Source organism: Sphingomonas glaciei (assembly GCF_023380025.1).
GTDB classification, from domain to species: Bacteria; Pseudomonadota; Alphaproteobacteria; order Sphingomonadales; family Sphingomonadaceae; genus Sphingomicrobium; species Sphingomicrobium glaciei.
In genome coordinates this window covers 1876837-1891267 of sequence record NZ_CP097253.1, presented here as the reverse complement: position 1 = coordinate 1891267, position 14431 = coordinate 1876837, and the positions used below count along the sequence as shown (strand labels likewise).

Genomic DNA, 14431 nt, shown 5'->3' with positions numbered 1-14431 from the left:
GCCTCCCCGCACGTGCCCTTGTAGTGAGCGCCGGTGCTTGAACCCGCAAGCCTTAAGGAACGGATACGCGCCGAGGCCGAGCGGCTGGGTTTCGTGTCGTGCGGCTTCGCCCGCGCCGATGCGGTGCCGGAGGCGGCAGAGCGGTTGCGCGAATGGCTGGCCGAGGGGCGCCACGGCTCGATGGGCTGGATGGAAGAACGCGCCGGGCAGCGGGTTTCGCCGCAGGGGCTGTGGCCCGAGGCGAAGAGCGTGATCGCGCTGGCGATGAGCTATGCGCCCGACGGCGACCCGCGGGCGCTGGAAGCGGAGCCGTCGCTCGGCCGGATCAGCGTCTATGCCCAGGGCGCCGACTATCACAAGACGGTCAAGAAGGCGCTCAAGGCGCTTGCCCGCTTCATCGTCGAAGCGGTCCCGAGCGAGCTCAAGGTGTTCGTCGACACCGCCCCGGTGATGGAAAAGCCGCTGTCGGCTGCAGCCGGGATCGGGTGGCAGGGTAAGCACACCAACCTCCTGTCGCGGACCCATGGCAACTGGCTGTTCCTCGGCGTCATCTTTACCGAGCTGGACCTGGAGCCCGACCCGCCGGGCCGCGACCATTGCGGCAGCTGCAGCGCGTGTATGGCGGCCTGCCCGACCGGGGCGATCGACGGGCCGCGGCGGCTCGATTCGCGGCGGTGCATCTCCTACCTGACGATCGAGCATTCGGGCCCGATCCCGCTCAAGTTTCGCGAGGCGATGGGCAATCGCATCTACGGCTGCGACGATTGCCTGGCCGCCTGTCCGTGGAACCGCTTCGCGCAGCAGGCGCAGGCCAACCGCGCCTTCCTGCCCCGCGCCGAACTGGTCGCTCCGGCGCTGGCCGACCTGCTCGCGCTCGACGATGCGAGCTTCCGCCAACTGTTCTCGGGCAGCCCGATCAAGCGGATCGGGGTGGGGCGCTTCCTCCGCAACTGCCTGATCGCGGCGGGCAACAGCGGCGATGCGGCGCTGGCGGCGCGGGTCGAAGCGCTGTGCGGCAACGAGGATCCGGTGGTGGCGGAAGCGGCGGAGTGGGCGTTTGCGCGCCTTGGCCAAACCTCTCGTTCGTCCTGAGCGAAGTCGAAGGACCGGTCGATCTTGCCGGAATCGCCCTTCGACTACGCGCCTGCGGCGCTCCGCTCAGGACTAACGGGGAAGAATAGCGAGGCTGACCACGCACCCCTCGACCGGCACCGTCTCGCCCGTCCCCGGTCGCCGCGCATCGGCGTGGAGCACCGTCGCAGCGCCCGCTCCGTTTGCCGGCGGGTAGAGGTAGGTGTCGAGGACGCAGGCGGCGTTCTGCCATTGCAGCTTGAGCCCGCTTCCCTCGCGCACCCGGAACGGCGCCGGGCCGAACCGCGCCAGCAATTCGGCCTCGGACAGGCCGCTGAGGTTGGTCCGCACTTCCGCCGGCGCCGGCCCGCTGGGTATCGGCGCTGGGGTGGGTCGGGGTGTGGTGGCGCAGGCGGCAACGAACAGGGCGGCAAGCGGAAACAGGCGACGCATGGTGGGGCTTTGTCATCCTCGGTGGGGCGAGGCAATCCATGGCGTTGCCGACCCTGACCTTCCCTGAATGGCCGGATGGCGGTAGGGCGCGCGCCACTTCCCAACTATCAGGACATTCCATGACCGCTCCCCGCTACGACGTGCTCGCCATCGGCAATGCCATCGTCGATGTGATCGCCGATGCCGACGATGCCTTCCTGCAGGCGCAGGGCCTCGACAAGGCGAGCATGCGGCTGATCGACGAGGCCGAGGCCGAGCGGCTGTACGGCCTGATGGGTCCGGGCCGCGAAGCGAGCGGCGGGTCGGCCGGCAACACCGCCGCGGGTCTCGCCGCGTTGGGCATCAAGACCGCCTTCATCGGCCAGGTTGCCGACGACCAGCTCGGCGCCATCTACCGCCACGATATCCGCAGCCTGGGCGTCGACTTCGACACCCCGGCCCGCAGCGATGTCGGCGCCACCGCGCGCTGCCTGATCCTGGTCACCGCCGACGCGCAGCGGACCATGAACACCTTCCTCGGCGCCGCGCAGCAGCTGTCGCCCGACGCCATCGACTTGGGCGCCGTGCGCGACGCCGGGATCCTCTATCTCGAAGGCTATCTGTGGGACCCCGAAGTGCCGCGGGCCGCGATGGAAGCCGCGATCGCCGCGGCGCGCGAGGCCGGCCGCAAGGTCGCCTTCACCTTGAGCGACACCTTCTGCGTCGACCGCCACCGCGACGGTTTCCACCGCCTGCTCGACGAGAAGAAGGTCGATATTCTCTTCGCCAACGAGGCCGAACTGGCAGCGATGACGGGTGAGAGCGACTTCGAGGCGGGCCTTGCCGCTCTTTCGGCCAAAGTCCAGGTGCTTGCGGTAACGCGCAGCGAGCAGGGCGCGGTCGCCGTCGCCGGGTCGGAGCGCGCCTCGGTCGCGGCCGAGCCGATCGAGCGGCTGGTCGACACCACCGGTGCGGGCGACCTGTTCGCCGCCGGCTTCCTCGCTGGACAGGCCCGCGGGCTCGGCCTCGAAGCCTCGCTCCGCCTCGGAGCCATCGCCGCGGCCGAGGTGATCCAGCATTATGGCGCGCGGCCCGAAAAGGATCTCAAGGCGCTGGCCGGCGACCTGCTCTGAAAATGCGTCGTCCCGGCGAAGGCCGGGACCTCGTTCGATTGGACGCCTCAGTCGCTTGAGGTCCCGGCCTCCGCCGGGACGACGGACATAAAGAAAGGGCCGGTGCATCGCTGCGCCGGCCCTTTCTTTTTGGCGTCAGGCCCGTGAGGATCAGTCGCGGGTGACGGTGCCACCGTCCGGATTATCCTCCGGGAAGTAGGGCATCTCGCCATCGGCGGTGACCGTGTGGCCCTTGCCCAGCTCCGAATGGCTCATGCCGTACACGAAGTAGAGCAGGGTCATGATCACCATATAGATACCGAAATACATCAGGATGTGCGCCGGCACGGTGGTGATCAGGTACAGGCACGACAGGATGCCGAGGATCGGCAGCACCGGATAGAACGGCACCTTGAACCCGCGCGGCAGGTCGGGCGCCGAACGGCGTAGGTAAATCACCGACAGGCAGACGATGGCAAAGGCTGCCAACGTGCCGACCGAGGTCGCGTCACCCAGCACGTTGATGTCGAGGAACCCGGCTGCGACGGCGGTGAGGAGGCCGACCAGGATGGTGTTGATGTGCGGGGTCTGGAAGCGCGGGTGAACCCGCGCGAAGACCTTGGGCAGCAAGCCGTCGCGGGCCATGGTGTAGAAGATGCGGGTCTGGGCATACATCAGTACCAGCACCACAGACGTCAGGCCGATGATCGCGCCGATCTTGATGATCTTGGCGAGCCAGCTCCACTGCGGGCCGAAGGCATCGACGACGACCGCGACCGGGTCGGGCACGTTCAGCGTGTTGTAGGGCACCAGCAGGGTCATGATCGCCGCCACCAGCATGTAGATGACGGTGCAGACGATCAGCGAACCGATGATCCCGAACGGCATGTCGCGCTTGGGATCCTTGGCTTCCTGGCCGGCGGTCGAGACCGCCTCGAAGCCGATGTAGGCGAAGAAGACGATGGAGGCGGCACGCATGATGCCATCGACGCCGAACTCGCCCGGACCAGTGTTCTCCGGAATGAACGGGGTCCAGTTGGCTTCCATCAGCGCCGGCAGGTTGCTCAGAACGATCGCGCCGCCGACCACGATGAAGGCGGCAAGGACGCTGACCTTAATGAACACGATCAGGTTGTTGACCTTGGCTGATTCCGACACGCCGACCACCAGCAGGGCGGCAAGCGCGAGACAGATGAGGAAGGCGGGAAGGTTGAACAAGGTGGTTACTTCGGCGCCGTTGACCAACACCGGCGCGCCATCGCGCATCAGCGTATAGCCTGCGGGGCCGGTGAACTGCGGCGGAATGACGAGGCCGAAGTCAGCCAGGAGGCTGACGACGTAACCGCTCCAGCCGACCGCGACGACCGACGCCGCCAGGCCATATTCGAGCAGCAGCAGCGCGCCCATGATCCAGGCGACGAACTCACCCAGCGTGGTGTAGCCATAGGTGTAGGCGGAACCCGACACCGGAAGGGTGGAGGACAGTTCGGCGTAGCACAGGCCGGCGAAGGCGCAGACGATGCCGGCGACGACGAACGACAGCAGCACCGCCGGCCCGGCGTGAAGCGCGGCGGCGCTACCGGTGCGGACGAAGATGCCCGCGCCGATGATGCAGCCGACGCCGAGCAGCAGCAGGTTCCATTTGCCGAGCGTGCGCTTGAGCTCGCTCGACGCGGACTCCTGCTGGACCTGGGCAATCGACTTGCGGGCAAACATTCGCCCAATCAGTGTCTTCTTTGGCGCTACACTGGCCATGAAGGCTCCCCCGAGAACTTGGATGTGAGATCGGCGCGGAGCCTAGCGGCTTGTTCCGGTGGCGCAATCCCTCTGTCACATGCCCGCCACAAGGGGCGGCTCACCGCGCGAGCATCGGTCCCAGCGGCTGGCCGCCGAACAGGTGGACGTGGAGGTGCGGCACTTCCTGGCCGGCGCGCTTGCCGCTGTTGGCGAGGATCCGGTAGCCACCGGGCTCGGCCCCGACCAGCCGCGCGGTCTCGCCGATCGCCCGGACGAAACCGGCGATCTCGGCTTCGGGGGCGGTGGCCGCGAAATCGTCCCAGCTGACGTAAGCGCCCTTGGGGATCACCAGCACGTGCACCGCGGCCACCGGATTGATGTCGTGAAAGGCCAGGGCATGGTCTGTTTCCAATACCTTGCGGCACGGCAGCTCGCCGCGCAGGATCCGCGCGAAGATGTTGCCCTCGTCGTACGGCTGCTTGTGATCAATTGGCATGAACGCGTTTCCCGGTTGACCCTGTTGGGCGCCTCGCTACCAGTTCGACGCATGGCCGACGAGAGTCCAGAAAGCCTGATTCCCTATGACGAGATCGTGCAGGAAGCGCTGCGTGATGTGGTCGGCAGGGTGCTGTCCTCGGTCGAGAAGGGCGGCTCGCTTCCGGGCGGCCATCATTTCTACATCACCTTCCGCACGCGGATGGCGGGGGTCGAGATTCCCAAGCATCTCACCCAGCGGTTCCCGGACGAGATGACGATCGTCATCCAGCACCGCTACTGGGACCTCCACGTCGCGCCCGACTTCTTCACCGTGGGACTGAGCTTCGGCGGGGTGCCGGCGATGCTTCGGGTGCCGTTCGCGGCGGTCACCGACTTCGTCGATCCGGCGGTCGACTTCAGCCTCAAGTTCCAGGCGAATGGGGCGGAGAACGACGGCCACGAAGACCATGACGACGCCGAGAACGACGTCCCGGCCGCGGTGCCGGTGGAAGATGGCTCCAACGTCGTCTCGGTCGACTTCACCCGCAAGAAGTAGCGGCTCGCCAAAGCCGTCATGCCGGGCTTGACCCGGCATCCGCCTTCCTTCTTTACGACGCCCGAAAACAGGCAGACCCCGGATCAGGTCCGGGGTGACGGAGGCTCATGACCAGCAACACCCGCACCGAAACCGACAGCTTCGGGCCGATCGAGGTCCCCGGCGACAGCTACTGGGGCGCGCAGACCCAGCGCAGCCTCGGCAACTTCCCGTTCGGGGAGCGGGAGCGGATGCCGATCCGGCTGGTCCACGCCCAGGCGATCGTCAAGCGGGCGGCGGCGCGAGTGAACCGCAAACACGGTCTCGACGCCAAACTGGCCGACGCGATGGAAAGCGCCGCCGCCGCGATCATCGCTGGCCAGCATGACGACCAGTTCCCGCTGTCGATCTGGCAGACCGGCAGCGGCACCCAGACCAACATGAACGTCAACGAGGTCATCGCCGGTATCGCCAACGAGGCGCTGGCGGGAACGAAGGGCGGCAAGAGCCCGGTCCACCCCAACGACCATGTCAACAAGTCGCAGAGCTCTAACGACAGCTTCCCCAGCGCGCTTCACGTCGCGGCGGTGCTGGCGGCCGAGCAGCAGCTCTATCCCGCGCTCGATCAACTGACCGCCGCGCTGGAGGCCAAGGCCAAGGCGTGGGACTCGATCGTCAAGATCGGCCGCACCCACACCCAGGACGCGACCCCGCTGACGCTGGGCCAGGAATTCTCGGGCTATGCCGCCCAATTGAAGAGCTGCCGCGCCCGGATCGAAGGCGCGCTCGAAGGCAATCTCCGCAAGCTCGCAATCGGCGGCACCGCGGTCGGCACCGGCCTCAACGCGCCCGCCGGCTGGTCCGACGACATGTCCGCCGCCATCTCCGACATCGCAGGCAGCCGGTTCGAGCCCGCCCCCAACAAGTTCGCCGAAATGGCCGCGCGTGACGGGCTGGTCTTCTTCCACGGCGCGCTCACCACGCTGGCGGTCGCGCTGACCAAGATCGGCAACGACATCCGCTTCCTCGGCTCCGGCCCGCGCTCGGGCCTCGGCGAGCTCAGCCTGCCCGAGAACGAGCCCGGCAGCTCAATCATGCCGGGCAAGGTCAATCCGACCCAGGTCGAAAGCCTGACGATGGTCTGCGCCCAGGTGATCGGCAACGGCCAGGCGGTGACCGTCGGCGGCATGCAGGGCCATTTCGAGCTGAACGTGTTCATGCCGCTGATCGGCTCCAACGTCCTGCGCTCGGTCGAGCTCTTGAGCATCGCGATGGTCAGCTTCGCCGAACGCTGCGTCGAGGGGATGACCGCCAACGAGGATCACATCGCCGACCTGGTCGGCCGGTCGCTGATGCTGGTCACCGCGCTGGCGCCCGAGATCGGCTACGACAATGCCGCGGCCATCGCCAAGCACGCCCACAAGAAGGGGCAGACGCTGAAGGAGGCCGGGCTCGAACTAGGCCTGGTCGATGCCGACACCTTTGACCGGGTGGTCCGCCCCGAGACGATGATCGGGCGCTAGGCCGCTCACCCTTGCCACGCTCCGGGCGGCTCGTCGAGTCGCCCGATTGACTCTGCTCGCGAACTCGCGCGAATAAGAACAAAAGCAGAACAAGAGCGTTGCGAGTCGTGTGGAACGAGGTCTTCATCTCGTCGCCGGCGGGGGTTCCCGTGCGGCTGAGGAACCATTGGTCCCCTGTGACGGCAGGGGGCCAGTGCCTTCCCTGCATGCCCCGATCACCGAGCCGGCAAGCATCCTCTCCGAACTCTTTCCCGCCCTGCCGCGCGATGCCGGATGGATCGGCTTCGTCCTCCGTCATCTCTCCCCCGCCAGGCCATTGCTGTGGGTGCAGGAACGGATGGCGATCCTCGAGGCGGGACGGGTCCACCCCGCGGGCCTGGGACCGCTCGGACCCGGCCTCATCCATGTCGAGGCGCGCGACTCCAAGGTCGCCTTGTGGGCGATGGAAGAGGGCCTGCGATGCTCGGCGCTAGGCGGCGTGATCGGCGAATTGTGGGGCGATCCCCAGGCGCTCGACTTCACCGCGAGCCGGCGGCTGGCGGTGGCGGCGGAGCGCAGCCAAGTCGCTTGTTGGCTGATCCGACTTGGGGGCGAGGCCAACCTCAGCGGCGCCCGCGAACGCTGGCGGCTGGCGAGCGCGCCGAGCGCCCCGCACCCGTTCGACCCCAAGGCCCCCGGGAGCCCACGCTGGGCGGCCGAGCTGTTCCGCTCGCGCCATCGGGCACCGGCAAGCTGGCTGGTCGGCGCGGAAGACACCGGCGATGACCCGGCGAATCTGCTCCCTGTGGCTGCCCAACCTGGCGATCGAGCGCTGGGCGGGTGGCAGCAACGCGCCTGAGGCCCGTCCCGAGCAGCGTCGAAGGGAGGCGCTTGCCCGCCCCCTCGTCCTCACGGTTGAGGGCCGCCACGGCCAGCTGATCCACGCCACCACCCCTGCCGCTTCCGAGCGGGGCGCGTGGGTCGGCGCCCGCTTGGCCGACGCCCGCGCGCTCGATCCCGCGCTGGAAGCCGAAGCGGCCGACCTCGCCGGGGAAGCCGCCTGGCTCCGCGCCGCCGCGCGCTGGGCCAGCCGCTGGTCGCCCCTGGTCGAGGTCGACGGCACCGACGCGCTGCGGCTCGACGTCACCGGCGTTGCCCACCTGTTCGGCGGCGAGGCCGCGCTGCTCGCCGACATCGAAGCGCGCTTCGCCGGCATGGCGATCAGCGCCCAGGCGGCGATCGCGCCGACCGCCGGCGCGGCCTGGGCGCTGGCTCGCTACGGCCGCCAGCAGCGCCTTGCCGGCAGCGACGAACTGCACCGCATCCTCGCCCCGCTGCCGGTCGCCGCGCTGCGCCTGTCGCCGCAAGCGGTCCACATGCTGGTGCGGCTCGGCCTCAAGCAGGTGGTCGACCTTGCCGGGGTGCCCCGCAAGTCGCTCGCCCGCCGCTTCCCCAAGGACGAGCATCCGCTCGACGCGCTCGACCGTGCGCTCGGCCGCAAGCCCGAACCGCTGACGCCGCTGCCCGACGATCCGCCCCCGCGCGCGCTGCTTCCAATCAAGGAACCGGTGGTCCACCCCGAAGCGCCGGCCGAGGCGCTGCGCCAGCTGGTCCCCCGCCTCGCCGTCGAGCTCGAGCGCCGCAAGCTCGGCGCCCGCTACCTCGCGCTCACCGCCTTCCGGGTCGACGGCAGCCTCGGCGAGGTCGAGGTCGCGACCTCGATTCCCTCCCGCGAACCGGCGCACCTCCACCGCCTGCTGTCGGGTATCCTCGAGCGGCAGGGGATCGACCCCGGCTTCGGGATCGACGCCTTCGCGCTCGAGGTCCGTTCGTGGGAACGGCTCGATTCCGCGCAGGACGCTTTGCTCGGCGACGCCCCGGGCGAGCTGGCGGTGGCGGCGCTGGTCGACCGGCTGAGCGTCCGCCTCGGCCCGGCCAAGGTGCGCCGGCCGCTCGCCGTGGAAAGCCACCTGCCGGAGCGCGCCGCGGGCTGGGTGGAGGGGGTCGCCGGAACGGCTCCCCTCGCGCAACCGGAAGGGGAAAACCCTACCCGCCTGCTCGACCGGCCCGAGGGGATCACCGTCATCTATGCGACCCCCGAAGGGCTCCCCCGCCGCTTCGTCTGGCGCCGCCGGATCCATGACATTTCCCGCGCGCAAGGGCCGCGGCGGGTGTCGCCCGAATGGTGGCGCGAACGCTCCACCGCGCGGCTGCGGGACTATTACAAGGTCGAGGACAGCGACGGCCGGCGCTTCTGGATCTTCCGCGAAGGGGTGATCGGCGACGGTCGCGGCGGCGCGCCCGAATGGTTCGTCCACGGGCTGTTCGCGTGAGGAGGCCGCGTCATGCCTGAACAGGAAGGCCATGCCCGCCGCCGGCTCGAGCTTCGCGACGGCCCGCTGCCGCCGATCCCCCGCGCGTCGTTCGTCGAGCTTGGCATCACCACCCCCTTTTCCTTTCTCCGCGGGGCGTCCGACGCGCTGGAACTGATTCCGGCGGCGATGGACCTCGGCATGGACGCGATCGGGGTCGCCGACCGCAACACCCTGGCGGGCGTGGTGCGCATCCACAGCAATGCCAAGACGGCGGGGCTGAAGCCGCTGATCGGTTGCCGGCTGGTGGTGGATTGCACCCCCTCCCGCTCGCGGGAGGGGGACGGGGGGTGGCAGGCGGGGCAGGGGCTAAGGCTGGTTACGACAGACCCACCCCCGGCCCCTCCCGCAAGCGGGAGGGGAGATGAGCAGGTCCAGCTCCTCGCCTACCCCGTCAACCGCGAAGGCTATGCCCGCCTGTCGCGCCTGCTTTCGCTGGGCCAGGGTCGTGCGATCAAGGGCGAGTGCCACCTCACCCTCGCCGATGTCGCCGGGCACCGGGAGGGGATCGCCTTCATCGCCTGGCCGGACGACGACCTCGACCGGTTCGAAGCCCAGCTGCCGGCGATCCGCGCCGCGCTGCCCGAGCTTCGCCACGTCGCCGCCACCCACCTCTACCGCGGCGACGACCTCGCCCGGATCGAGCGGCTCGACCGTCTCGCCCGATCGTTCGGCGGGACCATCCTCGCTTCGAACGATGTCCATTATCACACGCCGGCCAAGCGCCCGCTGCAGGACGTGCTGACCTGCATCCGCGAAAAGACCACGCTGAGGGAAGCGGGCCTGCGGCTCCACGCCAATGGCGAGCGCCATCTCAAGGGCCCGGAGGAGATGGCCCGGCTGTTCGCGCGCTGGCCCCATGCGCTCGCTGCCACCCGCGACTTTGCCGATGCGCTCGGGTTCAGCCTCGACGAGCTCAAATACGAATATCCCCGCGAAAGCGTGCCCGACGACCGCAGTCCCCAGGCCCACCTCGAGGTGCTGACCTGGGCCGGGGCGGAGACGCGCTATCCGCTGGGCGTGCCGGACAAGGTCGCGGCCCAGCTTCGCCACGAACTGCGGCTGATCGAGAAGCTGGATTTCGCCCGCTACTTCCTGACGGTCCACTCGATCGTCGATTTCGCTCGCAGTTGCGAGCCGCCGATCCTGTGCCAGGGCCGCGGTTCGGCCGCCAACAGCGCGGTCTGCTATTGCTTGGCGGTCACCGCGGTCGATCCCGCCGACACCGACCTGCTGTTCGAACGCTTCATCTCCGAGGAGCGCAAGGAACCGCCCGACATCGACGTCGACTTTGAGCATGAGCGGCGCGAGGAGGTGATCCAGCACATCTACGAGAAATACGGCCGCGACCGCGCCGGCCTGTGCGCCACCGTGATCCACTATCGCCCGCGCTCGGCGATTCGCGAGGTGGGCAAGGTGATGGGCCTGTCCGAAGACATTTGCGCCGCCATCTCCGGGACCATCTGGGGCTGGGGCGAGGACGTCACCGAGACCCATGTCCAGGAAGCCGGCCTCGACCTCACCGACCCGCACCTGGCCCGCACGGTCAAGCTTGCCGAGCAGTTGATCGGCATGCCGCGCCACCTGTCGCAGCATGTCGGCGGCTTCATCCTGACCGAGCGCCCGCTGATCGAGACCGTGCCGATCGGCAATGGCGCCATGCCCGACCGCACCTTCATCGAATGGGACAAGGACGACATCGAGGATCTGGGCATCCTCAAGATCGACGTGCTCGCGCTCGGCATGCTGACCTGCATCCGCAAATGCTTCGGCCTGATCGACAAGGTGCACGGCCGCCCGCTCGACCTCGCCACCGTCCCGCGCGAGGAAAGCCGGGTCTACGACATGCTGTGCACCGGCGATTCGCTCGGCGTGTTCCAGATCGAGAGCCGGGCGCAGATGAACATGCTGCCGCGCCTCAAGCCCCGCTGCTTCTACGACCTGGTGATCGAGGTCGCGATCGTCCGCCCCGGCCCGATCCAGGGCGACATGGTCCATCCCTTCCTCAAGCGCCGGCAGGGCAAGGAGAAGGTGGAATATCCCCGTCCGTCGCCTGACCACGGCCCGCCCGACGAACTCGAACGGATCCTCAAGCGGACGCTGGGCGTACCGGTGTTCCAGGAACAGGCGATGAAGATCGCGCTCGATGCGGCGAAGTTCAGCAGCGCCGAGGCCAACCAGCTGAGGAAGGCGATGGCCACCTTCCGCAGCCGCGGCACCATCGATCTCCTCCAGGACAAGATGGTCGAGCGGATGGTGGCCCGCGGCTACGATCGCGAATTCGCCGAACGCTGCTTCCACCAGATCCGCGGTTTCGGCGAATATGGTTTCCCCGAAAGCCATGCCGCCAGCTTCGCCCACCTGGTCTATGTCTCGAGCTGGCTGCGCTGGCGCTATCCCGCCGCCTTCGCCTGCGCGCTGCTGAACAGCCAACCGATGGGCTTCTACGCCCCGGCGCAGATCGTGAAGGATGCGCAGGTGCATGGGGTGACCGTGCTGGCGGTGGACGTGAACGAGAGCGGGTGGGATTGTTCACTGGAGCACCAGCACCCTTTGACTGCCCCCGGATCAGGTCCGGGGTCCGCTCAGGACGAACGAGAGGTAGCTAACGAACAACATCTCGTTCGTCCTGAGCGAAGTCGAAGGACGCAGGACCAACCCTCCGTTCGTGCCGAGCGAAGTCGAGGCACCCGTCTCTCGACGTCGCTCGGGACTAACGGAGCGGCCCTTCGCCTCGGCCTCCGCCAGGTCGAGGGCCTGCGCGCGATGGACGCCGCCCGGGTGGTCGCCGGCGCGCCCTACAGGACCGTCGAGGAGCTGCATCGTCGCGGCGGTGTCCCGCCCCATGCCATCGTCAAGCTGGCCGAGGCCGATTGCTTCCGCTCCATGGGCCTCGACCGCCGCCAGGCGCTGTGGGACGCCCGCGCGCTCCGCCCGGTGCCCGAGCTTCCGCTGTTCGCCGCCGCCCGGACCCGTGAGGAAGGGGAGGAGCGGGACAAGGCCGTGCTTCCCGCCATGCCGCTCGCCGAGCATGTGGTCAGCGACTACCAGACCGTGCGCCTCAGCCTGAAGGCGCATCCGATGCAGTTCCTGCGCGACCATTATGCGGCACGCGGGTTCGTCCGGGCCGCGGACCTTCGCGCGATCCCCTACGGCAAGCGGGTCAGCCTTGCCGGGCTGGTGCTGATCCGCCAGCGGCCAGGCAGCGCCAAGGGGGTCTGCTTCATCACGCTGGAGGATGAGACCGGGACCGCCAACCTCGTGGTCTGGCCCGACGCCTTCGCCGCCCAGCGCCGGATCGTGATGGGGGCGCGGTTGATGGTGGTCCATGGGCTGGTCCAGCATGACGAGGCGGTGTGCCACCTGATCGCCAGCCGGCTGGAGGACGACAGCGCGCGGCTGCGTGACCTGAACGACGGCCAGACGCTCGACCCCCGGGTCGGCCGCGGCGATGGCGCGGGGCCGAGCCGCCCGCCGATGGCCCGCCACCCGCGCGATGCCGAGGTCATCCCCAAGGCGCGGGTGATCGACTGCCCGACCTGACGAGCGCGCGGCCGGTCGCGCTTGCAAAGTAGGATTTGGGCTGGTTCACAGGTCCGGCGGCAAGCAGCCACGAGGAGGCGGCAGGCTGCGCGTGAAAGGGCCGGCCCCTGTGCGAACTGCGAGAACTTTGTGACCTTCGCGGTCGCCATCGCCACAATCCTGCCATTCTTGAGCAAGCTTGGGGCAAGGGTAGAACGGCTAGAGGGCTTCTCATGCGCACCATGATTCTCTCGCTTGCCGCCGCCGCGACGCTGGCCATTCCGGCGCCGGCCCTGGCCGCGAGCCCGATCGAGGGGCTGTGGACCAACCCCAAGAAGTCGGTGGTGGTCCGGGTCGCGCCCTGCGGGCCGGCCTGGTGCGGCGAGGTGATCAAGGCCAATGCCCGCGAGGAAGCCAAGGCCGTCAAATACGGAATGGACGAGCTCGAAGGCGAGCGGATGCTGAGCGGGCTTCGTCCAGCCGGCGCCAACCGCTGGAAGGGGCAGGTCTACGTCCCTAAGCTTGGCCGCAAGGTCGGCAGCACGGTCACCATCGCCTCGCGCAACCAGATGAAGGTTTCGGGCTGCTTCATGGGGATCGTCTGCAAGACCCAGATCTGGACCCGCGTCGGCTGACCTAGGCTTTCCATGGGTCTACCGTCCCGCTAGCGGCATGGAATGAGCAAGCCCACCATTCTCGTCACCGGCGGTGCCGGCTACATCGGCAGCCACGCCGTCCTTGCCCTCCACGACGCCGGCTGGCCGGTGGTGGTCGCCGACAATCTCTCCAACGGCCGCCGCGAGGCCATTCCCGACGGCGTGCCGCTGGTCGAGGTCGACGTCGGCGACGCGGCCGCCATGGCCGACCTGTTCGCCGTTCACCCGATCGCCGCGATCATGCATTTCGCGGGTTCGATCGTGGTCCCCGACAGCGTCACCGACCCGCATTATTACTACCGCAACAACACCGTCGCCAGCCACGCCCTGATCGGCGCGGCGATGAAGGCGGGCATCAAGCACATCCTGTTCTCCTCGACCGCCGCCACCTATGGCGCGCCCGAGACGGTGCCGCTCGACGAGGACAACCCGACCCGCCCGATCAACCCCTACGGATGGTCCAAGCTGATGACCGAGCAGATGCTGCGCGACATCGCGGCCACCGGCGCCTTCAACTATGGCGCGCTGCGCTATTTCAACGTCGCCGGCGCCGATCCGCAGGGCCGCTCGGGCCAGGCCAGCAAGGGCGCAACCCACTTGCTCAAGGTCGCCTGCGAGGCGGCGGTCGGCAAGCGCAGCCATGTCGACGTGTTCGGGACCGACTATCCGACCCCCGACGGCACCTGCATCCGCGACTATATCCACGTCTCCGACCTCGCTGCCGCCCACGTGCTGGCGCTGGAGGCCCTGATCGACAGCCCGTCGGAAAGCTTTACCCTCAACTGCGGCTATGGGCGCGGCACCTCGGTGCTGGAGATGCTCGACGCGCTGGACGCGGTGAATGGCAGCCCGGTGGCGCGCGTGATGGGCGAACGCCGCGCCGGCGATCCGCCGCAACTGGTCGCCTCCAACCGCCGGTTGGTCGAACGGCTCGGCTGGACCCCGCGCTTCGCCGATACCGCGACCATCGTCCGGAGCGCGCTCGAATGGGAGCGTCGCCTCGCCAGCTGAGGAA

At 68.6% G+C, this 14431-nt stretch carries 12 protein-coding genes; 9 read left to right on the top strand and 3 right to left on the bottom strand.

The window, feature by feature from the left end:
* Window positions 1-33 precede the first annotated feature (33 nt).
* Window positions 34-1092 carry a tRNA epoxyqueuosine(34) reductase QueG gene (queG, locus tag M1K48_RS09215; RefSeq protein WP_249454686.1) on the top strand — a complete coding sequence of 353 codons (1059 nt, stop codon included), beginning with the start codon at window positions 34-36 and terminating at the stop codon, window positions 1090-1092.
* A 72-nt stretch (window positions 1093-1164) separates the two neighbouring features.
* On the opposite strand, the gene M1K48_RS09210 is transcribed toward queG, so the two are convergent.
* The gene (locus M1K48_RS09210; protein ID WP_249454684.1) at window positions 1165-1524 is read right to left on the bottom strand and encodes a hypothetical protein; all 360 of its coding nucleotides are present in this window, start codon (window positions 1522-1524) and stop codon (window positions 1165-1167) included.
* 119 nt (window positions 1525-1643) lie between these two features.
* Between M1K48_RS09210 and M1K48_RS09205 the strand changes: the two genes are divergently transcribed.
* Entirely contained in the window at window positions 1644-2636 is a 993-nt protein-coding gene (locus tag M1K48_RS09205) for an adenosine kinase (RefSeq protein WP_249454682.1), read from the top strand.
* Window positions 2637-2786: 150 nt separating this feature from the next.
* Here M1K48_RS09205 and M1K48_RS09200 read toward each other — a convergent pair whose 3' ends face one another.
* Entirely contained in the window at window positions 2787-4331 is a 1545-nt protein-coding gene (locus M1K48_RS09200) for an amino acid permease (RefSeq protein ID WP_249454680.1), read from the bottom strand.
* A 139-nt stretch (window positions 4332-4470) separates the two neighbouring features.
* Window positions 4471-4848, bottom strand: a complete 378-nt coding sequence (locus M1K48_RS09195; protein ID WP_249454678.1) for an HIT domain-containing protein — start codon at window positions 4846-4848, stop codon at window positions 4471-4473.
* A gap of 51 nt (window positions 4849-4899) precedes the next feature.
* Between M1K48_RS09195 and M1K48_RS09190 the strand changes: the two genes are divergently transcribed.
* From M1K48_RS09190 to galE, 7 genes are all read left to right on the top strand, one after another.
* Window positions 4900-5385: an SspB family protein gene (locus M1K48_RS09190; RefSeq protein WP_249454676.1), complete on the top strand. Its 486-nt coding sequence runs from the start codon at window positions 4900-4902 to the stop codon at window positions 5383-5385.
* A gap of 107 nt (window positions 5386-5492) precedes the next feature.
* Entirely contained in the window at window positions 5493-6887 is a 1395-nt protein-coding gene (gene fumC, locus M1K48_RS09185; protein ID WP_249454674.1) for a class II fumarate hydratase, read from the top strand.
* A gap of 193 nt (window positions 6888-7080) precedes the next feature.
* Window positions 7081-7725 (top strand): ImuA family protein, encoded by a 645-nt coding sequence (locus M1K48_RS09180; protein WP_249454672.1) that lies wholly within the window; start codon window positions 7081-7083, stop codon window positions 7723-7725.
* Window positions 7649-9199 carry a DNA polymerase Y family protein gene (locus M1K48_RS09175; protein WP_249454670.1) on the top strand — a complete coding sequence of 517 codons (1551 nt, stop codon included), beginning with the start codon at window positions 7649-7651 and terminating at the stop codon, window positions 9197-9199. The genes M1K48_RS09180 and M1K48_RS09175 overlap by 77 nt, the downstream gene beginning before the upstream one ends.
* A gap of 12 nt (window positions 9200-9211) precedes the next feature.
* Entirely contained in the window at window positions 9212-12781 is a 3570-nt protein-coding gene (locus tag M1K48_RS09170) for an error-prone DNA polymerase (protein ID WP_249454668.1), read from the top strand.
* Window positions 12782-12993: 212 nt separating this feature from the next.
* Entirely contained in the window at window positions 12994-13395 is a 402-nt protein-coding gene (locus tag M1K48_RS09165; RefSeq protein WP_249454666.1) for a DUF2147 domain-containing protein, read from the top strand.
* Between the two features lie 42 nt (window positions 13396-13437).
* On the top strand, window positions 13438-14427 hold the full coding sequence (galE, locus tag M1K48_RS09160) for a UDP-glucose 4-epimerase GalE (protein ID WP_249454664.1): 990 nt from the start codon (window positions 13438-13440) through the stop codon (window positions 14425-14427).
* Window positions 14428-14431 lie beyond the last annotated feature (4 nt).